At 59.8% G+C, this 23,849-nt stretch carries 19 protein-coding genes; 4 read left to right on the forward strand and 15 right to left on the reverse strand.

From position 1 onward, the window contains the following. Window positions 1-19: 19 nt before the first annotated feature. The gene (locus ACZ51H_RS13645) at window positions 20-1,282 is read left to right on the forward strand and encodes an ethanolamine utilization protein EutH (protein ID WP_464803302.1); all 1,263 of its coding nucleotides are present in this window, start codon (window positions 20-22) and stop codon (window positions 1,280-1,282) included. Continuing rightward, window positions 1,279-1,635: a hypothetical protein gene (locus ACZ51H_RS13650; protein ID WP_464803303.1), complete on the forward strand. Its 357-nt coding sequence runs from the start codon at window positions 1,279-1,281 to the stop codon at window positions 1,633-1,635. The genes ACZ51H_RS13645 and ACZ51H_RS13650 overlap by 4 nt, the downstream gene beginning before the upstream one ends. Before the next feature lie 48 nt (window positions 1,636-1,683). On the opposite strand, the gene ACZ51H_RS13655 is transcribed toward ACZ51H_RS13650, so the two are convergent. Genes ACZ51H_RS13655 through ACZ51H_RS13690 form a run of 8 tightly spaced genes read right to left on the reverse strand, consistent with a single transcriptional unit; the run spans window position 1,684 to window position 10,425 of the window. Further along, complete coding sequence (locus ACZ51H_RS13655) at window positions 1,684-2,502, reverse strand: SDR family NAD(P)-dependent oxidoreductase (RefSeq protein ID WP_464803304.1); 819 nt, start codon at window positions 2,500-2,502, stop codon at window positions 1,684-1,686. After that, window positions 2,495-3,367, reverse strand: coding sequence for a 5'/3'-nucleotidase SurE (surE, locus tag ACZ51H_RS13660; protein ID WP_464803305.1), 873 nt, complete (start codon window positions 3,365-3,367; stop codon window positions 2,495-2,497). Before surE ends, ACZ51H_RS13655 begins: the two co-directional genes overlap by 8 nt. Further along, entirely contained in the window at window positions 3,364-4,521 is a 1,158-nt protein-coding gene (locus ACZ51H_RS13665; RefSeq protein WP_464803306.1) for an NAD(P)/FAD-dependent oxidoreductase, read from the reverse strand. Before ACZ51H_RS13665 ends, surE begins: the two co-directional genes overlap by 4 nt. Next, complete coding sequence (locus ACZ51H_RS13670; protein ID WP_464803307.1) at window positions 4,518-5,324, reverse strand: SDR family NAD(P)-dependent oxidoreductase; 807 nt, start codon at window positions 5,322-5,324, stop codon at window positions 4,518-4,520. The genes ACZ51H_RS13665 and ACZ51H_RS13670 overlap by 4 nt, the downstream gene beginning before the upstream one ends. Next, window positions 5,321-6,493: a saccharopine dehydrogenase family protein gene (locus ACZ51H_RS13675; RefSeq protein WP_464803308.1), complete on the reverse strand. Its 1,173-nt coding sequence runs from the start codon at window positions 6,491-6,493 to the stop codon at window positions 5,321-5,323. Before ACZ51H_RS13675 ends, ACZ51H_RS13670 begins: the two co-directional genes overlap by 4 nt. After that, window positions 6,483-8,006, reverse strand: a complete 1,524-nt coding sequence (locus ACZ51H_RS13680) for a class I adenylate-forming enzyme family protein (protein WP_464803309.1) — start codon at window positions 8,004-8,006, stop codon at window positions 6,483-6,485. The genes ACZ51H_RS13675 and ACZ51H_RS13680 overlap by 11 nt, the downstream gene beginning before the upstream one ends. Then, window positions 8,006-9,001, reverse strand: coding sequence for a phosphotransferase (locus ACZ51H_RS13685; RefSeq protein WP_464803310.1), 996 nt, complete (start codon window positions 8,999-9,001; stop codon window positions 8,006-8,008). Before ACZ51H_RS13685 ends, ACZ51H_RS13680 begins: the two co-directional genes overlap by 1 nt. Further along, a complete protein-coding gene (locus ACZ51H_RS13690) occupies window positions 8,998-10,425 on the reverse strand; it encodes an aldehyde dehydrogenase family protein (protein WP_464803311.1) in 1,428 nt (475 codons plus the stop codon). Before ACZ51H_RS13690 ends, ACZ51H_RS13685 begins: the two co-directional genes overlap by 4 nt. A 551-nt stretch (window positions 10,426-10,976) precedes the next feature. Here ACZ51H_RS13690 and ACZ51H_RS13695 point away from each other — a divergent pair. Further along, window positions 10,977-13,187: a TonB-dependent receptor gene (locus ACZ51H_RS13695; RefSeq protein ID WP_464803312.1), complete on the forward strand. Its 2,211-nt coding sequence runs from the start codon at window positions 10,977-10,979 to the stop codon at window positions 13,185-13,187. 279 nt (window positions 13,188-13,466) lie between these two features. Beyond that, window positions 13,467-13,757, forward strand: coding sequence for a PilZ domain-containing protein (locus tag ACZ51H_RS13700; protein WP_460988339.1), 291 nt, complete (start codon window positions 13,467-13,469; stop codon window positions 13,755-13,757). A 63-nt stretch (window positions 13,758-13,820) separates the two neighbouring features. On the opposite strand, the gene ACZ51H_RS13705 is transcribed toward ACZ51H_RS13700, so the two are convergent. The 7 genes from ACZ51H_RS13705 to ACZ51H_RS13735 form a co-directional block, all read right to left on the reverse strand. Beyond that, on the reverse strand, window positions 13,821-14,573 hold the full coding sequence (locus ACZ51H_RS13705) for an SDR family NAD(P)-dependent oxidoreductase (RefSeq protein WP_464803313.1): 753 nt from the start codon (window positions 14,571-14,573) through the stop codon (window positions 13,821-13,823). Between the two features lie 42 nt (window positions 14,574-14,615). Further along, window positions 14,616-15,884, reverse strand: a complete 1,269-nt coding sequence (locus ACZ51H_RS13710) for an MFS transporter (RefSeq protein WP_464803314.1) — start codon at window positions 15,882-15,884, stop codon at window positions 14,616-14,618. Window positions 15,885-16,026: 142 nt separating this feature from the next. Beyond that, the gene (locus ACZ51H_RS13715) at window positions 16,027-16,812 is read right to left on the reverse strand and encodes an acetoacetate decarboxylase family protein (RefSeq protein WP_464772916.1); all 786 of its coding nucleotides are present in this window, start codon (window positions 16,810-16,812) and stop codon (window positions 16,027-16,029) included. A gap of 49 nt (window positions 16,813-16,861) precedes the next feature. Next, window positions 16,862-18,376 carry an aldehyde dehydrogenase family protein gene (locus ACZ51H_RS13720; protein ID WP_464803315.1) on the reverse strand — a complete coding sequence of 505 codons (1,515 nt, stop codon included), beginning with the start codon at window positions 18,374-18,376 and terminating at the stop codon, window positions 16,862-16,864. Between the two features lie 60 nt (window positions 18,377-18,436). Further along, window positions 18,437-19,240: an SDR family NAD(P)-dependent oxidoreductase gene (locus ACZ51H_RS13725; protein ID WP_464803316.1), complete on the reverse strand. Its 804-nt coding sequence runs from the start codon at window positions 19,238-19,240 to the stop codon at window positions 18,437-18,439. 518 nt (window positions 19,241-19,758) lie between these two features. Continuing rightward, window positions 19,759-22,017: a TonB-dependent receptor gene (locus ACZ51H_RS13730; protein ID WP_464803317.1), complete on the reverse strand. Its 2,259-nt coding sequence runs from the start codon at window positions 22,015-22,017 to the stop codon at window positions 19,759-19,761. A gap of 242 nt (window positions 22,018-22,259) precedes the next feature. Beyond that, a complete protein-coding gene (locus ACZ51H_RS13735; protein WP_460988350.1) occupies window positions 22,260-23,540 on the reverse strand; it encodes a DUF3422 domain-containing protein in 1,281 nt (426 codons plus the stop codon). Window positions 23,541-23,849 lie beyond the last annotated feature (309 nt).

Consider the following 23,849-nt stretch of genomic DNA (forward strand, 5'->3'; position numbering starts at 1 on the left):
ACGGCGGGAAGACTCGGAAATGAGCGGGTTGGGTCAATATGTGATCGGCGTCGTGATGCTGTTCGCGATGTGGGGCGCGATCGCCGCCGTTCGGGACGATAGCACAGGCATGGGCTGGGAATTCATGGAGGGGATCCGCACGACTGGAGTCCTCTTCCTTCCAGTTGGTGCCGTTCTCGCAGCCGCCCCCGTCCTATCAGCGGCCATCAACCATGCGATTGCCCCCCTCTTTTCCTTTGTTGGGGCAGACAGGGCGATGGCGGCAACGACCCTGATTTCCGTCGATATGGGCGGTTATCAGATGGCCGACGCCCTTGCTGCCAGCCGCGAGAACTGGATTATTGCATCGTTCAACGGATTTCTGTTGGGGCCGCATGTCGTTTTCACCATCCCTGTCGCGCTGGCGATGCTGCCCAAGAAGGATCATCGATATCTGGCACTGGGCATGATGGCCGGCCTTATCACCATACCGATCGCGCTGTTCGTGGGATTAAGCGTCGTCGCAATGACCCACCCGCTCATCCGGCCCACGGTCGCGACCGGCGGCCCGGCGACATTCCGCCTCGCCATGACATTTGGCCAGATACTGCACGATCTTTTCCCACTGACCATCATCGTGGGCGCTATCGTGGCGGGCCTGCGGTTCATCCCGGACCTCATGGTCCGTGGGTTCATGGGCTTCGGTCGCCTTGCCGATGCCGCAATAAAGCTCATCTTCGGCGCTTGTATCGTCCAGTATTTCACAGGTATTTTCGGCCATCTGTTCGGCGCATGGCCGTTCGACCCGCTGCTGGCCGACCCGGCCAACTCCATAAGGGGGCTGGAGATCGCCGGATATATCGGCATCATGCTGGCTGGCGCCTTTCCGATGGTCTACGCGCTGCGCCGTTATTGCGGCAAAGCCATCGAGAAGCTCGGCAAGCTGACCGGCTTCAGCGCGGTCGGAAGCGGCGGGCTGATAGCGACCACCGCCAACCCGTTGACGCTATTCAGACTGATCCCGGAAATGGATGCGCGCAATAAGGTGATGACGATCGCCTATGCGGTGTGCGGTTCCTGGATATTGGGTGACTCCCTGGCCTTTATCGCGAATTTCCAGCCTTCGCTGATCGTCCCTTTGATGTTCGGCAAGTTGGTGGGGGCTATCTGCGGCATTCTGGTCGCGCGCTGGCTGTCGGTGCCACGCGCCTTGCGCTTCGAGGAAGAGGACAAGGCAGCGGCCGAGGCGGCTGCGGCACCGTCCAACACGAAGCTGCATGCGCTTGAAGGAGCCATGCTGTGACCGCCGACATCCGCCTGTTCCGCCTGCAGGATACACCCATGTCGGATTATGGTGATGGTCAGGGTTCGGCCAGCATCGCTCGATTGATCGGGCCTGATAGCAGCCAGACGATGGGCGCTTATTTCGCGACGTTCGATGGCCGATCGGTGCCATGGACCGTGCGATACGACGAAATGATCCTTTGCCTGTCGGGCAAGTTCCGCCTGCGCACGGGGGAAGAGGTCCACGAACTTGGACCGGGGGACATGCTGTGGATCGGGAACGGCACTGAATTGCGCTATGAAGGGGAGCAGGCGACCGTCTTTATCGCGATCGCCCCCGTCGATTGGCGCGACCGTCAGCCGCACGCCTGACACCATCCCGGCGATCAATATGCCGGGATGTTCGTCACATTCTTCCGTTCACGCGTCGTCGCCGAGGCCAGCTATCCATTCCGGCTCAAAGGGTGTCGAGCGATCCTGACGCGTCCATGCCGGTTGGCCATAGATGGACTGCCCGCCATCGACCGACAGGTTGGCGCCGGTGATGAAGCCCGCCTTATCGGAACACAGAAATGCGACAGCCTCTGCAATGTCGTCGGTCAGGCCCAGGCGGCCGATCGGCGTTTTCTGCAACAGGTCGCGGCGCACCCCCGGCTTGTCGACCATCCATTTGGTCATGGCCGTTTCAATAACGCCCGGCAGGATGGCATTCGCCCGGATGCGGTGGATACCCAGTTCGGCCGCCATTGTCTGGACCAGCATCAACAGGGCAGACTTGGTCGCGCAATAAGCGCCGATCTGATCGGCATGCCGAAGCCCCAGCGAGGATGAGATGACCGCGATCGACCCGCCCCTGCGGCCCTCCGCGATCAGCCGCGCGGCTGCCTGGCAGATGTGAAAAGTGCCGCTCAGGTTGATCGCAACATGCCGGTCCCAGACGGTCGGCTCCATCTCCAGAAAGCCGGTGAACTTGGCGTATCCGGCATTGGCGACCGCCACGTCAAGGCGGCCGAAATGGGCACGCACCTTGTCCATCGCCTGATCAATCTCACCTCGGTCGGTCTGATCCGCCGCCAGGACGAGGCAATCGCCCGGCATGTCTTGCCGCAGGGCCGCAGCCGTGGCTTCGTCACGTTCGAACAGGGCGAGGGCATGGCCAGCATCCGCCAGCCGCTGGCTGATGGCCCGACCCAGTTCGCCCCCTGCCCCCGTCACCAGGGCGACCGGCCGTTCATCCACAGCAGCCGCTCCCGCACTCGCCGTCGCTGGCGCCCAGGCGCGGATCGATAATCTCCACCGACTGCCTGAGCCAGCGGCGCAGGCGACCGGCCGCACGCACATCGCCGAAATCGAAGCTGACCGGCGTGACCGAAACATGGCCTGCCGCGACGGCGCTGGCGTCGGACCCGGGCCGCATCGTGAACACGGGATCGCGATCGACATTGGTGAGGAAGGTGTACCAGCCGTGGCCGGTGTCCGTTTCCACCGCCTCATAATGGCCGGGGTCCCAGACGCGATGGTCGAGCGCGGTGATCTTGAGGCGGCGGTCCTTCAACATGCCGGGCGCATTGACATTGAGGATGCTTCGCGGTGGCGGCGGGCTGGCGATCATCCACGCCGCCAGTTCAGCGCCGACCTCGCTGCACCAGCCATAATCATAATCGGTGAGATCGACCAAGCGGAAGCGCCCGTCACGCGCCTGCTGCGAAATCGACAGCGCAGGCAGGCCGAGCAACGCGCCTTCCGCCGCAGAGCCAAAGGTGGATGAATAGGTGGCGTCGTCGCCGAGATTAGCGCCTTCATTGATGCCGGACACGACAAGGCGGACATCCTTTGCCAAGCCGGACAAGATCGCGGCGCGCACGCAATCGACGGGCGTCCCGTCGGCGCGATAGATCGGGTTGCGATCGTCACCCCCATCGCGGGTCATCACCACCGGCCTGCGGAAGGATGCCGAACGGGACGTGCCGCTGCGTGGCCCGTCCGGCGCCACAGACAGCACGTTGAGTCCCGCATTGATCATCGCGTCCCGGATGGCAGCCATGCCGCCCGCCTGATACCCGTCATCGTTCGTCAACAGAACGTCCATGATAACCTCGCTCATCGAAATCTGCTCAAACTGGGGCGGTCGGGCCGAAGCGCCTCTACGCCCGGCACGGTCGAAGGCTTGCCGGACAACGCCCATTCCGCCGCGCACATGCCGAGGATAGATCCGGACGTGACGCCGACACCGCCCAGCCCGCCGACCACCAGGACGGACGGATCGGCTTCGAACGGACCGACCTGGAAACGATCGTCCATGCTGATGGGATAAAGGCCGAACCAGCCGTTGGAAAAGCCGAAATCGTCCATACCCATCCGCTCTGTCAGAAGAGTTGCGACAGTGATCAGATGATCGTCGCCAGACGGCGGGCTGAAGCTGTCGGGGTCGACATCGAGTCCGTCGATAGCTTCATAGGTGTGAAGCCCGGCGATCAGGCTGTCGGGACCATCCTGCCTGAAATAAAGACCCTCGCCCTCCTGCCCCGGCATATAGAGATTGACCATCGGAACGGTATAGCCAAGGTCCCGTGGCAATCGGACCAGAAAGACTTCATGTACTTGCGGCTTGATCGGCACCGCATGACCCAGCAGCTTGCCGACATTCCCCGCCCATGCGCCAGCCGCATTTATAACGATATCGGCTTCGACCACGCCCTTGCTGGTTTCCAACCGATGCACCCCGCCCGCCTTGGAATGAGAAAGCACATCGGTCTGAACACTGACACGCGCGCCCTTCTCCTTGGCCTCTTCAAGCAGTGTCGTGCACAGAAGATAGCCATCGAGATGCCCGTCGGTAGGCCCAAGCAGACCGCCCGCCAGATCATCCACCCGCATGTCGGGCACCAATTGCCTAAGGCCCTCCCGATCGATCAGCCTGGAATCCATGCCGCCCAGTTCGCGCTGCACCTTCACCGCAGCGGCCAGTCGATCCATCTGCTCGTCCGTATAGGCGACGCGGACATTGCCGATCTTGGCAAGCTGCAGCCCGCGCTCTCGCTCCAGCCGCAGGAACAGTTCCTTCGCGCGGATGCGAATCTCGATGTCGAGCGGGTTGAGCGTTTGATAATTATAGACGCCAGCGGAACGACCGGACGACCCGCTGGCGGGCGCCTCCCGCTCCAGGACGATGACGTCCGCGCCAAGTTCCGCGGCACGAAGGGCGGCGCCGCAACCGGCGGTGCCAGCGCCGATGATGGCGATTCGGGGACGGGTCACTGCTTATCCTCATCAGTGGGAAGCGAACGATGGACATGGATGTCGGCGAGGGTGCCGCCATCGACCACCAGGTCGGTGCCGGTTATGCCCGATGCGGCATCGCTGGCGAGGAAGGCGACCGCGCCTGCAACCTCATCGACGGTGACCATGCGCTTCATGGGTACGCGTCTGAAATCATGCAGCATGTGTTGCAGCATCGCGGGCCGAAGCGCTTCTTCCACCATCTTGGTGTGCACCCAGCCGGGACTGACGGAATTGACGCGAATGCCATATTCGGCCAGCTCGATCGCCGCGCTCATGGTCATGCCGCGAAGGCCAAACTTCGCGGCAACATAGCTGGCGAAGGGCCCATCCGCCGCATGCGCTTCGATCGACCCAATGTTGATGATGGCGCCGCCGTTACCCTGGCCGCGCATCTGCCGCGCTACTCTTTGGGTCATGAAGAAGACGCCGTTCAGGTTGACGTCGATCACCCGCCGCCATGCCGCCTCTTCTATGTCGAGGAACGCCGCTTCGTCGGCAATTCCCGCATTATTGACCAGGATGTCCAGTCGCCCATGGGTTTCCAACGCGCCGGAAACGACATTTTCGACGTCGCTGGTCAACGAGACATCGCCCGGTTGCACGCTGGCGCTGCCGCCCATGCTCTCGATCGTCCTAGCCGTAGCCTGAAGATCAACGGGGTTGCGCCCGCTCAAGACGACCGCCGCTCCACGTTTTGCCAAGGTGAGGGCGATACCTTCGCCCAGTCCCCGGCCTCCGCCCGTGACCAGCGCGACCCTGCCTGCCAGATCCTCGCTCATGCAGCCTCCGATGTTCCAGCCATCAGGTCGCGAATACGCAGCCTTTCACCCTGGCGGCCATTCTGAAGACGATAGACCCCAAGCCCGCCGCCGCCGAGACTGACGCGCCGAAGAGCCGCGAAAAATTTCTCGGGCGACAGTGCTTCGGGCGCGAACACGCCGCCGCGCGGCGTATCACCTTCCGCCAGCATCAGCACCCCTGCGGCGGCTGGAACGCCAGTGGCTTCTTCCATGCTGGTGTCCGCGCCCGAAGCGTAGCGAAGCCCGTTGCCGTTGGTATGGACGTCGATCTGCAACCCGCTTCCGATCCGTTCCCCACCTTCGAAGCGGGCGAGGAATTGCTGGAACGCCTTGACCAGCATGTCGGTGCGTTCACCCGAGCTGCCGGGCTGCTGCTCATCCGCGACGGCGGCAAGGGCCGCTGCCACCGCATGCGCGTCGATCGGGGCGATCGCTCCATAGTTGACCGCCCGTTTGACGGGCAGGAAGCGGGGGACGGTAAGCGGTTCGGGATGGGCCAGCTTTACCACTGTCTGTCGGCCGACCGTCCCGGGGAAATCGACGACGCGCGAATGCATGTCGCCGGGAAGCGGAACGGGATGAACCGTCCCGTCGAAATCGACAAGGTTGAAGCAATGCCAGAAATGCTTGGTCGCCGCCTCGGTCATGTCCTTGGCATCGACCACCCAGGCAATCTCGACATCGTCCGCGCCATTCAGATGATCGACCGCCAAACGGATGAGGATGTTCGACACGCCGGGCGTCGAACCCAGCCCGATGATCGCCGTAACGCCTGCTGCCCTGGCGGCTTCATCGCGCGACAGAATGGGAACCGTGATGTCGGCATCATCGCAGATATCGAGATAGTCGGTCCCGGCCGCGATCGCTGCGTCCAGTACGGTAAAGCCCGTGCGGTAATAGGGGCCTGCCAGGTTCGCGACGATCGCCGTGGAACGCATCAGAGCGTCCAGCGTGCCAGCATCGGCCAGCGGATCCTGTTCTCTCGTCTGCATGCCGAGCGCCTGCGTTGCAGCCAGCGTTTCGGGACGCCAAGCGCGATCGAGCGCGAGCCAGCGCGTGACGTCGGTGCCCCGCGCGGCCGCCGCAAGCATGGCTTGCGCCTGGCGTCCTCCAGCCCCGATCACCACGACATCGAATTCACGTTTCATCAGTCTCTCCCGAATTTGGGCCTTGATCTTTCAGCATCGCGATGGCGGCATCGCGCACATTCCGGCGGTCCACTTTCCCGGACGCAATGCGCGGGAAGGGATCAAAAACCATGAAGTGGACCGGCATCGCATAGGCGGGCAGCCGCGCGGCTAGGAACGTACGCGCGCTATTTTCGTCGAACGTCCGGCCCGGCCGGATTTCAAGCGCCGCGACGGGTACTTCCTGCAACACCGGATCGGGGATGCCGATCACCACGCAATAGCCAATCTCCGGCAATTCCGCGAGCAGGCACTCCAGATGGGACGGCAATATCTTCTCGCCGCCACGGTTGATGACGTCGTCCCGCCGCCCGTCCAGAAATAGGCGGCCAGCATCATCGAACCGGCCAAGGTCGCCTGTCCGCAACCATTTGCCCGACAATTTTTCAGCATTAGCCTCGGGCCGCCGCCAATATTCCGTCATGCGAGTGGGCCCCGCGACCCAGACTTCGCCAGACTCCCCTTGCGCGACATCCCGCCCGTCTTCGCCTACCACCCGCAATTCTGCGAAGGGGGCGGCATAGCCGACGGATTCGCCAAAGTCGGTGATCATCGCGGGCGGCAGGAAGCTGCACGCGCAGCCAAATTCCGTCAGCCCATAGCCATGGACAAGCTCAAGATGGGGCCAGCGTTCCAGCATCTCCCGCGACCAGGCGGCGGGCATCGGCGATCCGCCGAACAAGACGGTTCGGGCCGATCCGAACACCGCGTCCGCATCGTCCAATATCATCAGCATGCGCAGCACACTGGGCACGGCGGTGACAAAAGTCGCGGGCGCGGCCTTGAAGGCGGCGATCGCTTCCTTGCGGTGAAATTCCTCCACCAGCATCGTCTCCCCGCCCGCCAGCAGCATCTGGCCGAACTGGTCGATGAAGCCTGTATTGTGGAACATGGGGGCGATCACGACAGTGCTGTCGGCGCTCGTCGCGCGGAAGAATTGGCGAAAGACTTCCGACGCCATGCACAAGGCTGCGGTGCTGAGCAGCGCGCCCTTTGGTTCGCCAGTCGTTCCGGAACTGAAGCTGATCAGGGCGGGCGCTTCTCCCGTCACGAAATCGGGCAGATCCCCCTGCGCCGTCATGGCCGTGGCCATTTCCAGCGGGAGCACCAAGATCGACGCTTGGGCAAGAAGCGATGCGTGGCGCTTGTCCGCAATCGCTACGCGCGCCTCAAGCAAGTTGACCAGGCCAGCCATCTGCAACGCACTGATGCGATTGTTGGCGGGCACGGCGATGGCGCCGAGACGCATGACGGCGAGATAGGCGACGACCCATTCGATGATGTTGAGGCCGACGATGATCACCCGGTCCCCGCTCTGCACGCCGGTTGAGCGAAGGAAGCGCGCATAATCTTCCGCCTTGTCGGCGAGATCATGATATTCGACCGATCTTTCACCCTGACGCAGGGCGATACGTTCCGGCGTTTCATCCGCCCAGTGGCGAAGCGCATGCCAAAGTGTTTCGAAAGGCGGCATCAGAAACGCGCCCCTTCCCGCACATGGGCCGCAGCTTTCAGCATCTCGGCAAAACTCCCCTTCTCCCAAGCCTTGCGCGCTTCGGTCAGGTTGGAACTTGCATAGCCCTGATAGGTCCAGCCATCGAGCGGCGTCGTATGGGCAGACAGGATCGGTTCGGCCATGGCCGCCCAGGCCGCCTCCCGGACCCCCGCGACCGCGCGCATCAGCCCAACACGGGCGCGCTGACTATCATCGAGCTGGGGATCATACAGGCGCAGAAATATTTCCGTCTCTTCGTCCGTAAGGGTGGCCTGACAGGCGAAGCTCGCCATTTCGAATGCGACCCAGCCCATCCCGGCATAATCCCAGTCGATAAGGCGCAGCCGGTCGCCGACGATGAAATTCTGCGGCACGAGATCGCTGTGACAGAATGCCCGCGGGGCATCGATAGCGGCGAAAAGCTGCGCGATCTGCCTGACACGATCATACATTTCCGGAAACTCGGCGGGTCGTACCGCACCTTCCGCATCGCCCAGTTTCACGAAATGCGCCGCATCCTCGAAGGGCGAAAAGGCGCGGCCGGAGGTCGGCTGCGCATGGAGGCTGCGCAGCGTTTCCACGACGTCGCCCAGCAGCCCCTCTTCCCGCATGCGCGTTGGCGTCATCACGCCGCCGTCCAGAAACGGGCACAGGAAATGCCCCTCCGGCAATGTCGAGGCCAGGATATTGGGCGCGAGGTCCGCTCGCGCCGCATCGCTTTGCGCCTGGATGGATGCAGCGCGGTCAACGCCCCAACGCTCCGGTTCGGGAGCGCAGACGCGCAGTGCGAGCGCGTGGCGTGATCCTTCCAGCTTCAGATTGACGTTACTGCCACCCCCGCTCATCGCGCTGACCTGATAGTCGTCGGCAAGATCCGGCAGCGTCCACTGGGACAGGATGCCGGTCACCTGCTCCTGCAGCGCCGGACCAATTCCCGGCGCGAAGCCAAGCTTCATGCCAGACGCGACCGTCACAGCTGATATCCATGGCTGATGGCGACATGCTTGAGCGCCGTATGCTCCTCGATCGCATGGATCGACATGTCGCGGCCGATGCCCGACAGCTTGAAACCGCCGAAGGGCATTTCCGCCGCAGTCGGGCCATGATCGTTGATCCAGACCGTCCCGGCTTCGATCAACGCGGCGCATTTGACGGCACGGTTGATGTCCCGCGTCCAGATCGACGCCGCCAGGCCGTAGGCAACGTCATTGGCCTTTGCGATCGCGTCATCTTCGTCATCGAAGGTGCTGACGACCAGTACGGGGCCGAACAGCTCTTCCTGCACGATGGCCGAACGCTGGTCCGCCCCTGTGACGATCGTGGGCGTGTAGAAGGCGCCGCTGCCCTCGCCGCCGGTGACAATCCGGGCGCCCTCGCCCACCGCCCTTTCCACCTGCCGCGCAATGCTGTCGCGATGGCGCTGGGACACCACCGGCCCCATCTGGACCGCCGGGTCGAGGAAGCCGTTGCCGACGGTCAATCCTTCCGCCATCTGCACGAGCCGTTCGGTCACTTCGCCGAACAGCGCCTTAGACACATAGACGCGGGTTGCCGCCGTACAGTCCTGACCGGAGTTGCGAAACGCAGCGCCGCGCATCGTCGCCACGAACTTGTCGAGATCGGCATCGTCGAACAGGAGCACGGGCGCCTTGCCGCCCAGTTCCAGGTGGACCTTCTTCACCATGTCGGCGGCGTCGCGCATGATGGTCTTGCCGGTGCTAGTGCCGCCGGTCAGCGAAACCATGGCAACGTCGGGATGCCGCACCAGCGCCTTGCCGACACTGTCGCCACCGCCCGTCACGACATTCAGGACGCCAGCGGGGAATATCTCCGCAGCGATGCGGCCGAGCAGAAGGGATGTCAGCGGCGTTTCGTTCGTCGGCTTGAGAACCACGGTATTGCCCGCCATCAGTGCCGGGCCAATCTTCCAACTCGTCAGCCCCATGGGATAATTCCAGGGCGCGATCGCGGCAACGATGCCCAGCGGTTCGCGCCGCACCAGGCTGGTGATGCCCGGCTTATATTCATCGCATACAGGCGCGGTCAGCGCCCTGCCCGCACCCGCGAAGAACCGATACTTATCGGCTGCGGAGAACATTTCCGCCCGCGCGTCGGCCAAAGGCTTGCCCACGTCGCGCGCTTCCAGTTCCGCAAACTGATCAGCATTCGCTTCGAGCGCGTCGGCCAGGCGCAACAGCATCGCGGCGCGATCCTTCGGCGTGGTGGCCGCCCATGATCGGCGCGCATCCTTGGCCGCGCCTACAGCCGCCTCCACCCCAGCTTCGCCGACATCGACCATTTCGGCGATCTGATCCCCGGTCGCAGGCTCGATAACCGCTTCCACCTTGCCTTCACGCCATTCGCGGTTTGCGATCGTGGGAAAGAAATCCAATGACATCGCTCCAGTCCTCTCGAGTCAGTTACAGGCGATCTTGCCGGGCCATCCCGAACAACGCCGTAGGCCGTCTGCCTTGATGAAATTCCGAGACGCTTCGCTCGCGTCGATCAATCCCAATTCTCGGGGGTTCGCCAGAAACCTCGGCCTGCGCGCGGCTGCGGCATCAAAGCTTCTGCGCATCCTCACCAAACGATCCCCTACCCAGTTCCGATACAAGCTCCACTCCATGGAGCGGCAACCTGAAATTCGCGAGTTAATACGAATATGCATTCATGCTAATCGGATTCGAGGCGAATTGTCAATCGGTGGATTTGGCCCAGAGATCACTGCGGATTTGCCTAATATACGCCTCGTTCGCACAGAATCCAATGCGGTAACATCGCATATTGACAGATTGGGTTTTAGATACGAACATACGTTCACAATAAGAGATGCAGGAGTCGAACCTGCGCTTGTTGATATCTGCTCGATCAACAAAGGGAGCGAAGGGTATGTCAAAGTTGAAAAACCGATTGTGCAGGCATGGCAGCTCCAGTCTGGGAGCGCTTGCCATGGTAATGGCCTTCCCAGCCGTGGCGCTGGCACAGCAAACCGAAGAACCGGGGGCAGCACCTGCTCCCGCTCAGGGCATCCAGGAAATCGTAGTCACCGCGCAGCGTCGCGAGGAAAATCTTCAAAAGGTGCCGGTGTCGGTCACCGCATTGTCGGGATCGGATCTGCAAGCCAGGGCGATCGTGGACAGCACGGACATCGTCAAGCTTGTTCCCGCTCTCAAATATAATGCCTATAGTCCTTCCACGACCGTCTATAATCTTCGTGGCGTATCGCAGAACGACTATTCCGATCAGCTGGAACCACCTGTCGCAGTATATCAGGACGACTCCTATCTAAGTTCCATGGCGACAGCGGGCTTCCCCCTGTTCGATATTGAACGCGTAGAAGTCCTGCGCGGCCCTCAAGGGACGCTTTTCGGCCGCAACGCAACCGGTGGCGCCATCCAGTATATCTCGCGCAAGCCCACCAACGATTTTTCCCTCGATGCTTCGGCCACATGGTTCAGCGACGGCGGCTACGCGACGGAGATAGGCGCTGGCGGCGCTGTTTCGGACACGCTTGCGGCCCGTTTCGCCATTGCGCGAGTGCAGAGGGATGGCTTCGTCAAAAGCAACAATCCGGCGATCGGCGACAGCGGCGAAACCGATCAGTTTGCGGGCCGTGTCCAGCTTCTCTGGAAACCCACGCCCAGCCTGAAAATACTGCTGCGCGCCATGCGATCGCGCGATGACAATTCAATCGCGGGCGGCACCTACACCTACACGCCCGCCGTCCCCGCCGATCATGGCCGCGGCGTGACACAGTCGCCTACCGATGATTTCTGGGGCACCGGCCCCGGCGTCGATCCGAACGGCTATGTGAAGCCGGCAAACTACGGCCTGTATGAAAACAACAACAATATCCCGTCCGTCTTTAGCCGAACGATCCAGGCCTATACCGGCCGGATCGACTGGTCCGTTGGAGACGTGACGATTATCTCGATCACCGATTATCAGCGGATGCGAAAATTCTATCAGGAGGATTGCGACGGCACGCCACTCAACGGCTGTGTATTCGCCCCACGGACCAATCTTCACCAGTTTTCGCAGGAAATACGCGCCGAAGGTGACACTGGAAAACTCCGTTGGGTCGCGGGCGTCAACTACATCGACATTGACGGGCATTACCAGTCACATGCCGAATATAATCTGATCGGGCTAGATTATTTTTCGACCGGCAATTCCGACTATTCGATCCGTACCAAATCGCCGTCGATATTCGCGCAAGGTACATATGCGCTGACCGAAAAGCTGAAGTTGACGGCCGGTGCGCGCTATACCCGCGACAAGAAGACCGACGACTACCGTCTCGACTTCACATCGACCAGTGGTGGCGTGACCGACAATCAGATCATCGAGTTCAACCCGGCGCTCAATCCCGATGAGGCACGCAAGCGCTACAATCTCTATTCGGGCAAGTTGCAGCTGGATTATTCGCCAACGGATGACATCTTGCTGTTCGCAGGTGTTACGCGCGGCACGAAGTCAGGGAATTTTTCGGCACCGGTTTCCGCGCCGGTAGTGGTGTCGCGCCTGCCGCATGGGCCGGAAGTGCTGTGGTCCTATGAAACCGGCTTAAAGTCCAAATTCCTGGACAATCGCCTGCGGATCAACGCTTCCGCCTTCTATTATGACTATCATAACTACCAGGCCTTTTCGCTGATCGACCTCGTTCAGACGATCAGCAACCATGACGCCTGGGTCTATGGTGGCGAACTGGAGATAACGGCCGTTCCGGTCGAGGGCCTCAACATTTCGGGCGGCCTTTCCTATCTCAAGAGCAAGGTCAAGGGTATCGGCCTGCCCGACGGCACGACCACCGATAGCCGCCTGCCCCAGGCGCCTCGCTTGTCCGGCAATGCCAGCATCAGCTACACGCTGCCGGTGGGCAGTGGAGACCTGACCGCCCGCTTGGACGGCACCTTCACCAGCGGTTTCTGCTTCAGCGTCGTATGCGCCCCGGTGGAACGCGAAAAGGCGTATCAGACGCTGGATGCGAGCCTGAGCTACAAGTTCGATCCTTTCACGCTGACCGCGTTTGCGAAGAACGTGACGGCGGAGAAATACCGCACCTACGCGCTTGATGTTTCGAGCCTGGGCTTCCTGGAAAGCATCTATACGCGTCCTCGCTACTATGGCGTGACGTTGTCGGTGAATTACGGGAGGTAAGAGAAAGGGGGATAGCTGTTAAGGCTATCCCCCTTCTTCGTTCGAACGGCACTGCCAGAGCAAATGCACCGCTCGTTATGATAGCGCTGGTAAGCAGGTTCATGCCCTGCCCCCGTAAGCCCGCTAGCCCTTTCCGCTACTTCAACTCTTCGCCTGAAATCATCCGGTCTGTGTGGTGATATGGGCGCTCCGAAGTGCGCGCTTACCATGATTGGAAAGCGCGTGTTCATTCTTGCCGATCAGTGTCGCCTTGAGCCGGGGGGAAACCGGAGAAAAAACATGAGGATCGCACTGAGGCAATGCGAAGAACGCGTTGAACTGCGTCACGAGGCGAACATCCCCGCCACACTGTTCCATGATGGTGTCGGCGTGCCGGCAACAATCAAGAACATATCAAGCTACGGCGCGATGCTGTCGGTTCAGTACGCTCCACCGCTTGGATCGCAGGTCTCGATCATCACAGACCGGCGCGAACTCCTGGCAACCATCATATGGGCGCGCGATGATAAATGCGGTGTGCTACTCAACTACTCTGTCGACCCAGCCGATTGGCTGGTCTCCGATAGGTAAAAACACCTTATCTCGGCGTCCACCAATCCGGCAGCAGGCCATATCTGGTGGTCGGCCCAGTGTTCACGCTGGCGCAAAAGGCCCCGCAGAGCCTCCGCCGTCGATCGGGATGAGAGCCCCATTGATGTATCCGCCAAGTTCTGACGATACGAAATCGACAAGATTGGCGACGTCATTCACCTTCGCGAAACGGGCCAACGGCACCGCCTTTTCTGCATCATCGAACGGCCAACCAATTTCCGCCAGCAACTGATCGAGCATCGGCGTTTCAACATAACCGGGGCAAATGGCGTTGCAGCGAACGCCCTTCGGGCCGTGGTCCAGGGCCATGCTCTTTACAAGTCCTGCGACGGCATGCTTCGACGCGCAATAGGCGGCATAGCCCTGGAAGCCATTCAGGCCAGCGTCCGACGCGATGGCGGTGAAAGTCCCACCCCCATTCTCTAGGAACGGGATGATTGCTTTCGCGAAGAAGAACACGCCTGTAAGATTGACGTCGATCATCTTCCGAAACAGCTCGGCCGACGTGTCTACAACCGTGCCCGTCGCAGCGATGCCCGCACAGGCGACCGCAGTCGAGGGCCGTCCGAAATCCTTCGCGACGCTTTGGATGAAACCGGCAAGTTGATTTTCGTCAGTCACATCAACAGTCGCGGCTATGCCCTGTCCGCCAGCGCGTTCGATCTGCTCAAGCGTCTCCCTGACCCCATCGGCATTTCGGTCGGCCAGAGCGATAAAGCTCCCGCGTGCGGCGAGCTTCATGGCGACGCCAGCGCCGATGCCTGAGCCTGCCCCGGTGACTACTGAAATTTCCATCGAGGCCCTTCCTTTTACTCGTGGGAGGTCAAGAATCCCGCGCTACACAGCTGACTGGACAGGCGTACCATGATCCGCGCCCTGACTGGATCGAACAACATCGCGCCCGAACAGAACTGCGATAAAATTGAATATCAGAAGAGACCCGGCGGCCGAAACAAAGCCAAGTGTGTAAAGACCCGTTTGATCGCGAACATATCCCAGGACGAGGGGGTAGATAACGCCCCCGAATATCAATCCGGTGCCCATGATACAGCCCGTCGCCATTCCGGCCATTTCCAGCCCGACGGCATCAGCCGCAAGACAATAAGCCAGCGGTAACCCCCCATAGGCGAACAATCCGCCCAGCGGCAGCGTCATCGCCAACAAATCATATCGATGCTGATCGACCGCCATCGCCGCGCCCATGAAGGAGAAGACCATCCCTACACCGGAAATCAGCATCAGCGGTTTCCGATACCCAAGGCGATCTGACAGCAGGCCAAAGGTCACGGCCGAAACGACCCCGGCAAACGGATAGAGCGCACCGGCAAACCCGGCAGCGGCTTCGGACCAATGGCCTTCCTCGATCAGAAGCGTGGGAACCCAATAGACAGCGATCGAATATGTGCCCCACACTCCGGTAAGAAAGAGCGCGGCCACTCGCACATTGGCCTGGCGCAACACGGAGAGATATTGAGCAAGTTGAGAAGGTTTGTCCACGCGCGCCGAAGGATCGGCCCGCGCGGTGGACTCCGGCTCGCGCAGAAGCAGCCAGACCAGACCAGCGATAATCAGAAGCGCCGCCGCTCCCCACAGCGATCCGATGCGCCAGCCCCAGGTTTCGAGGACGTGCGAATAGGCATATCCGGCAAACACTGTGCCAATACCATCGGTGGAAAGCATGATGCCCATGAAGACGCCAAGCCTCTTCGAATGCTCCGCCCAATGCATGGCGATGGTATAAGGTCCGACAAAAAGCAGCGGAATGGCGGCACCCTGAAGAATGCGCACGGCAAACATCATTTGATAGGTTGAGGCGAATGAGAATAAACACTGCCCGAGAGCGGACAAGACAAGTCCTGCGACGCAGACATTCTTGGCCCCCCAACGGTTGAAAAGCCCTCCGGCCGAATAAACGACGATGCCGCCCGACAGGGCCGTCCCCGATGCCAGGGCGCCGGCCATGGTATAGTCCATGGAAAGATCGCTCATCATTGTCGCGATCTGGGTCGAATAGCCCACATAGGGAAGAAAGATAATGACCGTCGCTACGAAGCAGAGGGCCAGAGCCACCCATGCGCGGAAGTCTGGCTGCTTTTTCTCTGTCACCTGATCACTCCGTTCGACGTCCGTCAGCGCGGGGAGCCTAGAGCGGGCTGCATCAAATCAGACGCAGCCCGCCATGCCAATTTTGTCTCGGCCCGCGCAAGACCGGCCGCCACTTTTGCGCGAGTCCAAGATGCCTTCATTCTTACTTCGTGAAGCGGCGAGCCTTGTTGAACAACCGGAAATCGTCATATTTTTGACCGTAGATATACGGCCGATAGTCATGACCGTCATCCAGTTCTTCCCAGAAAGGTATGGTCCAGCAGGAGGCGCCTTCTCCATAGGAAACGCCGCCCACTTCGACCACTGGTATGGTGTCGAGCGGATCGACCGCGGTGCCGGCGAGCTTGAGCGTGCCCGTGCCCTGCCGCGTGACACGGAAGTCCTCCGCGGTATCAAGGCAGCTCAACACCACCTTGTTCTGGAAGCCCTTGCCGGTCGTGTGCGGCTGCGCCTTCAGCTCGAAATCCTTGACGTTGTTTTGCGCCGGGCCGAGGTCAGGACCGAGTTCGGCCTGAATTTCTATCAGGCGCACACTGTTGCGTTCAGCATAAGCGTAGACTTCATGACCATCGACATACAGGCGGGCATTACCGGTCTTCTTGCCTTCGCCCCACATCTCACGTCCGATGGTGACAGGCATGTCGCCACTGACGAACAAGGTCAGCATGGTGGTGCCAGCTTCACCCTTATATTTGCACGACAGATAAATGATGCCGCAGTCGAATTCACCGCAAAGCGCCGACTGCCAGTGCGAAACGTTGGCGTAGGCGATCGGCTCGTCGGGAAGGTCGAAGCAGGGCGGGAGGACCTTGCGCAGAAATTCCTGCGTGGTCTTGAACTCAATCGTCAGGGATTCGGTTGTAAACTGCCCCTTCGACAGCAAACCCTCAATTTCTGCGACTTCCTGGTCTGTTTTGACGAAGCTCATTGACTAGCCTTTCTGTAATTTCTTTAACGAATTAAGATAAAATCGGATTTCACTTCTCGCCGCCAAACGCTTCCGCATCTGCATAGGGGAACCACCAGAAATCATGGGACGAGCAGGTCGGATCAATCATCACCATCTTCGAGTGCCGGAACTGGTCCAGGCCTTCCGCTCCTAGCTGGCTGCCCATGCCGGAGATCTTGCGGCCACCGAAAGGCGCGGCGTTATTGTCCATCAGCGGCGCGTTGATCCAAGTCATGCCGCTTTCAAGCTCTTCGATGGCGCGGTGCGTTTCACCAAGGTCCGTGGTGTAGACCGTCGATCCCAGGCCATAGTCCGACCGATTGGCGAGCGTGAGGGCTTCGTCGAAATCAGCGACGCGGCAGATGGACATCACCGGACCGAAGCTTTCGACATTGAGGATTTCGGCGTCCGGTTGGACGTCCGTCAAGACCGTGGGTTCGACGAAGTAGCCAGCGTTGAGGTGAGACGGGCGGGCGCCGCCGGTCGCCACTCGGGCTCCCGCCTCGATCGCGCGTGAGACCAGTCCTTCGTAGCGGCTCCGCTCGCGCTCCGACACCATCGGACCCATATCGACCTTGTCCAGACCGTTGCCGATACGGATCTTCCGCGTCAGTCCGACCACCTTGTCGATGAAGGCATCGTGGATGTCCTGATGGATATAAAAGCGTTCGCCCGACGTGCAGACCTGACCCGCATTGAGATTGGCGGCAAAGACGGCGGCGCGCGCGGCGATGTCGAGATTGGCCGACGGCATGACGATGAACGGGTCGTTGCCCGACGTTTCGATCAGAGCCTTTTTGAAATTTTCCGCACATCCCTTCGCAACGGCCCGGCCCGCGCCCACGCTGCCAGTGAAGGCGATGCCATGAATATCCTTATGCGCGACCATCGCGGTGCCGACACGAACGCCGCCCGTGATCATACCGATCAGGCCAGCCGGGAGGTGCGGCATCATCGCCTTGAGGAACAGAATTGACGAGACCGACGTGTGGTCGGACGGCTTCAGGATCACGGCGTTCCCGGCGCCCAGCGCCGCCGCCGCTTCCCAGGAATAGAGGCAGTAGGGGAAATTGAACGCCATGATGATGCCGACGACGCCGAGCGGATGCTTGGTGACCAGGTTCATATGGCCGCCCACGACCGGCCCGACGACCCGGCCATGATCATGGCGGGACACTTCTGCATAATAGCGGAACGCCCATACGGACCATGTAACCTCGTCGAAGGCTTCCTTGTACGGCTTGCCCATTTCGCGAGTCATCGATTCAGCCAGCAGCGGCCGGTTGTCCTCAATCGCCTGCGCGACCTTGTGAAGCGCTTCGGTACGTTCCAGCGCCGAAAGCTTGAGCCATGCGCATTGCGCCTGCTTCGCGCTCGCGACCGCCTGATCGAGTTCAGCATCAGTCGCGTCCGATACGCTCGCAACCACCTGTTCCGTGGCGGGATCAATTACATCAAGCGCGGTCGTCGAAGCGCTTCGCCGCAGTTCTCCGTGCACCAGAATATGGTTGCTATAGTCGGCAAATGGCTTGAACCCGGACATCAAAATGCTCCCAGAAAGACTATGGTAAAGTTCAGTTGCGCTTCGCTCCCGCACCCATGATCACGCACCGAGCCAGCCCCCATCGACGGCATAGGTGTAGCCCGTGCAATATGATGAAGCGTCGGACGCCAGGAAGAGAGCTGCGCCCCGCAGTTCCTGCGGCTGAGCGTAGCGCTTCATCGGCGTGCGAGCTAACAGTTCGGCCTGGAGGCGGCGAACTTCTGGATCGGGATGATCCAGCTGCTCGCCTTCGCTCAATCCTGTGGCGACATAACCGGGGGCTATCGAATTTACCCGGATACCCTCGGGAGCCAGCATGGCCCCCAACTGGCGCGTAAGCTGCACGACCCCACCCTTCGCCGCCGCGTAGCCGATGCAGCCCCATTGCGAGTCCGCAGTCACACCGACGATGGACGCGATGTTGATGATGGAGCCTCCGCCACGACCCTTCATGGCCTTGGCCGCCGCCATGTCGGTGAAGAAGACGCCCGACAAATTGACATCGATCAGCCGACGCCAGAGATCAGCCGTGTAATCCTCCCACGATATAGGAAGATTCGGTTCGGCGATGCCTGCGTTGGCGATACACACATCAAGGCGTCCGTCCCGTTTCATGACGACATCAACCATGCTGGCGACCGACGCCTCCTGAGACACGTCCACCTGTATTCCATGGGCGGCGCAATCGCCATCCGCGGCAATCCGTTCAGCCGCCTCTTCAGCGCCCGCGCCATCGATATCGGCACAGTAAACAATCGCGCCGGCGTGCGAAAGGGCCGTAGCCAGCTCAAAGCCGATACCGCGCGCGCCACCCGTTACGAGAGCCACTCTCCCATCGAGCTTGAACAAATCGATCGTGTTCACGCGCCGCCTGATCCTCTAACTTCCAAAGTTATGAAAACTCTGTTCTTTTTTAAGAGTGCGCGCCTTCAAGGCCGCGAAATTGCTATAGCTGCTGGAAGGCCGACTTCTATTTGCGACTAGAAGACGACCATAGCTTATTCGTCCGATGGTGCCGGTGGCGGCGTTGATCGGCAATACCTCTGCGAGGGTATCACCGAAGCCCTGCCCTTCGGCAAAGGCAGCGAGTCCACGGGACCAGCCGATATTCGCGATGCGCGGTGTCTCGCTGGTCGATTATTCGCAGCATCAGCAAGGCCCGATCGGGATGTATGTAGATGAGGACTATAGTGGCACATGCCCGTATTGCGGCCACTATCCTCGCGATCGCGTTGGGGCTGCTCAAACTTGCTGACCGGACCCGGCAATCGCAAGACTTGAGAATGCATCCCAGTCCAGAATAGGCATGGGGTGCAACGCGCAGCCAGAAAAAAAACGGCCCTGCCGAATGAGTCCGGAAGGGCCGCCAATCAGATGAAACGTCAGAAATCTTTGCGAAGTTCAATGCCATAACGACGCGGAGGAACGTAGGTGACAATTCTGGTTCCGAACAGCGCGATATAATCGAACGCGGATACCTGCTTCGCCGCATTGGTAAAGTTCTTCACAAATGCGGCGATTTCGAAGCCATTGCGCGAATAACTTATGCGAGCGTTATGCAGCGTAGCGGCGGGAAGCAGGTTCATCGCATTGTTGTCGACCGATGAGTAACGCTTCGACTGATAGCTGAAATCATATACGAAGGCGAGCTGGCCGCTACCGATGTCGAACGACTTGCGAGCCAGGCCATTGACGGTCCATTTGGGCGCGTTAACAGCACCCTGGTCAATAACGCCGCTGTAGCTGGTGTTCACATCGTAAATTTTCGTATGAAGATTTGCTACACCAAATTGAATATCAAGGCCTCGCATAGGTGTAATAGACAGTTCCATTTCACCACCATACATATAGGCATCATTGTTGGTAACGAACGATGTCAGACCTTGGAGCTGAAACGCCTGGAAGTCGGAATAATCATAATAGAATGTACTGAGATTCAGGCGAACGGCACGATCAAATAGCTTCAGTTTCGATCCCGCTTCGTAGGCGATCATTGTTTCAGCGCCAAAGGGCGTCTGCGCGAGAGATGTGGTTCCGCCCGCGTTGCTATTGAAACCGCTGCCCTTCACGCCTCGCGAGACGCTGGCATAGAGCAGCGCGTCATCACTGGCGGTGTAATCGAGTTGAAGGCGGCCGCTCCACAGCCATTCTTTCTTCTTCGCGGCGCGGCCGACAGTCGCCTCCGAAAAATCATATCCGAGCAGCGGAGGATTGTAGACGGTGTTGGTGACCCCGTCTCCCAACTCATTATAATATACCTGCGAAGAAAAGCTCTTGGTGTCATGAAGCACTCGCCCGCCGACGGTCAGCTTCAGGCGATCGGTAAGCGCATAGTCACCCTGTGCGAATGCCGAATAGGAACGGACATGCTGGTCGAAGACGTTGCTGATATCAAACGCGAACTCCGTGCCAGCATATGCGGGGAATGAATAATTCTGATAATTAGACTGTTTTATATCCAGGAAATATACGCCACCGGTGAAGTTAAATCTGTCGCCCACTTTCGACACGCGAAGCTCTTCGGACCATTGGTTCAAATTTTGGCCGCTGGGAAAATAGCAGGCATTGAGGGGCGTGCCATCGCAATCCTCTGCATAGGCGAATTTGAAATGTGTGTAGTTGGTAAGAGAAATCAGACTAATTTCGTCAGAGGCGTTCCATTCAAGGCGCAAGGTCGGTGAAATACGCTCTTTCTTCAAATAGCCGACGGCGTTGAACGCCGTCTTGCGCGCGTCTGGATAGGGATCGCGATATCCGGTGGCGTCGTTCCCCGGGCCGGTGCCATATGCATCGACATCGGCGGGGAGGAGTTCCGGCGTGCCATTCACCAAATAGGCTGGCTGGGAGTCATAGGTCCCGATCCTTGCACGCGGATTGCGATCATAGGAGATTGCGAAATAAGCTTTGAAATTGTCGCTCAGGTCCCGCTGGATCTGTCCGCGCACGCCAAAGAATTTCTGCGCATTCGTGTCTGGACCGGCCGCGTTCTTCCACCAGCCATCCGAATAGTCGAGCATGCCCGAAATACGAAACTGCGTCTTGTCATCCAGCGGGCCACCAACTGCGGCCTCCAGGCGCTTCTGATCATAGTTGCCGATCGTGGCCGACACGAACCCTTCAAACTGCTCTGTCGGCTTCTTGGTGATGAAGTTGGCGAGGCCGCCAGTGGAATTTCGACCGAACAGCGTCCCCTGCGGGCCACGCAGAATTTCTACACGCTCCAGATCATAGACCGGGAAGTTGGTTTCATAAGGCGAGCTGACATAGATATCGTCGAAATAGATGGCGTTGGGCGATTCCTGATTGGTCGAAAAGTCGGTCGCCGCGACGCCCCGCATCGTCAGATTGCCGTTCAGCCCTGAACCGCCGCTCGATTCAAGCACGACGCCGGGAACTTTGGAAGCCAGTTCAGTGGCCGACTGGACCCCCATCGCCTGCATCTGGTCGGACGAGAAGGCAGAGATCGAAAGGCCGACCTTGTCCAGCCGCTGTTCACGGCGCTGCGCGGTCACCACGATGTCACCGCCCAAGCCATCGGGCTGGGGAGCACTCGCATTAGCGTCCTTTCCACCCTGTTGGGCCATAGCATAGGCAGGAACCATGCAGATACCGATTGCCAGCGCTGCTATCGAAGCCCGCATCGCGCGCACACCGCATGTCTGGAAAAGATCTTGCCCTTTACTCAAGGATTGCAAAGCATAGAAGCTGTTGTGATAAGCCATTGGATAAACCCCCGGATCGTTGTTGGGCGAGGTCCCGGTCGCCAAATTTAAGACGGCCTGAAGATCAGGCGGAAGAAACTATCATACAATACCCTGCGAAGGGTAGCTTATGCTTGCCTGAACAGTGCTCTCCTGCCATCGGGAAACGGATAGCTCTTTTATTACCGCGGCTTCCGCTCCAGTTGCTCTGGATTGCTTCCCGCTCCCGACTGCCGCAGCAGCGCTTTGCGGAGGCGGTGCAAGCAAAACCAGGTCCCGGTCAATATGAGCGGTGTCGCGACGGACACGATCGCCGAAGCGTGGAGAGCAGGCGCGAAGGGCTCGATTCCCTCAAGCATATGCCCCAGCAGCGACACGCCATAATAGCTGATGGCGACCACGGACAATCCCTCCACCAACTGCTGAAGTCTCAGGGTCATGCTGGTGTTTTGTTCGAGCGAGGCCAGAAGTCTTGCGTTCTGATTTTCGATCCGCGTTTCGATCCGGGTCCTCAGCAAACTGGAAAGATGGGCCGCCAGATTGGCGATCTGCCGCGACCTTTTGGTGAAACTCGCACATGTGCGCACCGCTGGAAGAAAGCGGCGTTGCGTGAAATCAGTGAGCGACTGGCATCCCCTTATCGGCCGGGGAGCCAGTTCGGCCAGCCGCTCATCAACCAGCTGAGCATATGCTGCGGTCGCACTCATTCTATAGTTTGTTGCGCCAGCGAGGGCGCCGATCTCCAATGAGAGCTGACACAGCTCGCTCAGTAGATCGTCGTCGCGGACTTCTGGATGACTCAGCAGTTGACCAAGGTCCCCCAGCTTCGCCTCTGCTTCATGCAGCAATCGCGATTGCGCCTGGGCCACCGGCAAACCCATAAGGGCCAGATTGCGGTAATTTCCTAGTTCCTGAAACCGCTGCACGGTACGCGTGAGGTCGCCGTCACTGGCGCCATTTGCGGCTACCAGAAGCCTGCCATAGCCTTCAGGGCCGATCCGAAAATCGGACCAGATGCGAATACCGTCGCCCACATGGCAGGATATCAATTCATCGCCGACGAACGCCATATCCTCCAAGCGTGCCTGAGCATTCTCCTCGTCTTCGACGATCTTGATCCTGGTTGCGCGTATCGCGGCGCCCGGCAATTTTTCCATTTTCGAAACAGCGTGGTACGCCGATTCCGACTGGCCGGAGTCTATAAAAAGAGTGACGGTGCTTGCTTCGCTGTGACGCTCCCAAGTGTAGGCTATCCCGCTATGCAGCGTTCCCGAAACATGGCTGGCGCCGGTTAGGCAAGCCGGATTCCCGCTGAATTGGGCGACAAAATCGCGTTCCCGCGCCCGATCGCCTTCATCCAGAATGTTGAGTATCTGCACGATCTCCATCGGCGCTGAAAGCCTTGGCCAGCGCCGCAAATGCATTTCTTCGACGACCCGCTTGCGGAGATCATGTTCTCTCATGCTCCTCGTCCCCTCATTTGCCCATCCTACCAACGCCTTTCTCGCAACGGCGCATCCGCAGATTTGTGCTGTTCATCCAATTAGATGGAAAGGTGCTGGGCTTGATCCGCATCCCAAATCAGTTCTGGGTACAAAAGCCCGCCATCGGTTCACCATGACGAATATATAGCTGGTGAGTGCTGGCCATGCTCCTACCCTCATCGGAGTAGTTGCCGGATTACAGTCGCAAACTTTACCTTCTGCCATTGCTGCCCTTGAGATATGCGGCGTGCGAGAAGTACGGTTACGAGAGACGGATGCCACACGTCT

Source organism: Sphingobium sp. TomMM15 (assembly GCF_055397045.1).

What these genes read in the sequence shown, in the direction of transcription:
- ACZ51H_RS13645 (WP_464803302.1), top strand. Translation starts at nt 20, where the DNA reads ATGAGCGGGTTGGGTCAATATGTGATCGGCGTCGTGATGCTGTTCGCG.
- surE (WP_464803305.1), bottom strand. Translation starts at nt 3,367, where the DNA reads ATGAGCGAGGTTATCATGGACGTTCTGTTGACGAACGATGACGGGTAT.
- ACZ51H_RS13670 (WP_464803307.1), bottom strand. Translation starts at nt 5,324, where the DNA reads ATGAGCGAGGATCTGGCAGGCAGGGTCGCGCTGGTCACGGGCGGAGGC.
- ACZ51H_RS13675 (WP_464803308.1), bottom strand. Translation starts at nt 6,493, where the DNA reads ATGAAACGTGAATTCGATGTCGTGGTGATCGGGGCTGGAGGACGCCAG.
- ACZ51H_RS13680 (WP_464803309.1), bottom strand. Translation starts at nt 8,006, where the DNA reads ATGCCGCCTTTCGAAACACTTTGGCATGCGCTTCGCCACTGGGCGGAT.
- ACZ51H_RS13690 (WP_464803311.1), bottom strand. Translation starts at nt 10,425, where the DNA reads ATGTCATTGGATTTCTTTCCCACGATCGCAAACCGCGAATGGCGTGAA.
- ACZ51H_RS13695 (WP_464803312.1), top strand. Translation starts at nt 10,977, where the DNA reads ATGGTAATGGCCTTCCCAGCCGTGGCGCTGGCACAGCAAACCGAAGAA.
- ACZ51H_RS13700 (WP_460988339.1), top strand. Translation starts at nt 13,467, where the DNA reads ATGAGGATCGCACTGAGGCAATGCGAAGAACGCGTTGAACTGCGTCAC.
- ACZ51H_RS13705 (WP_464803313.1), bottom strand. Translation starts at nt 14,573, where the DNA reads ATGGAAATTTCAGTAGTCACCGGGGCAGGCTCAGGCATCGGCGCTGGC.
- ACZ51H_RS13715 (WP_464772916.1), bottom strand. Translation starts at nt 16,812, where the DNA reads ATGAGCTTCGTCAAAACAGACCAGGAAGTCGCAGAAATTGAGGGTTTG.
- ACZ51H_RS13720 (WP_464803315.1), bottom strand. Translation starts at nt 18,376, where the DNA reads ATGTCCGGGTTCAAGCCATTTGCCGACTATAGCAACCATATTCTGGTG.
- ACZ51H_RS13730 (WP_464803317.1), bottom strand. Translation starts at nt 22,017, where the DNA reads ATGCGGGCTTCGATAGCAGCGCTGGCAATCGGTATCTGCATGGTTCCT.
- ACZ51H_RS13735 (WP_460988350.1), bottom strand. Translation starts at nt 23,540, where the DNA reads ATGAGAGAACATGATCTCCGCAAGCGGGTCGTCGAAGAAATGCATTTG.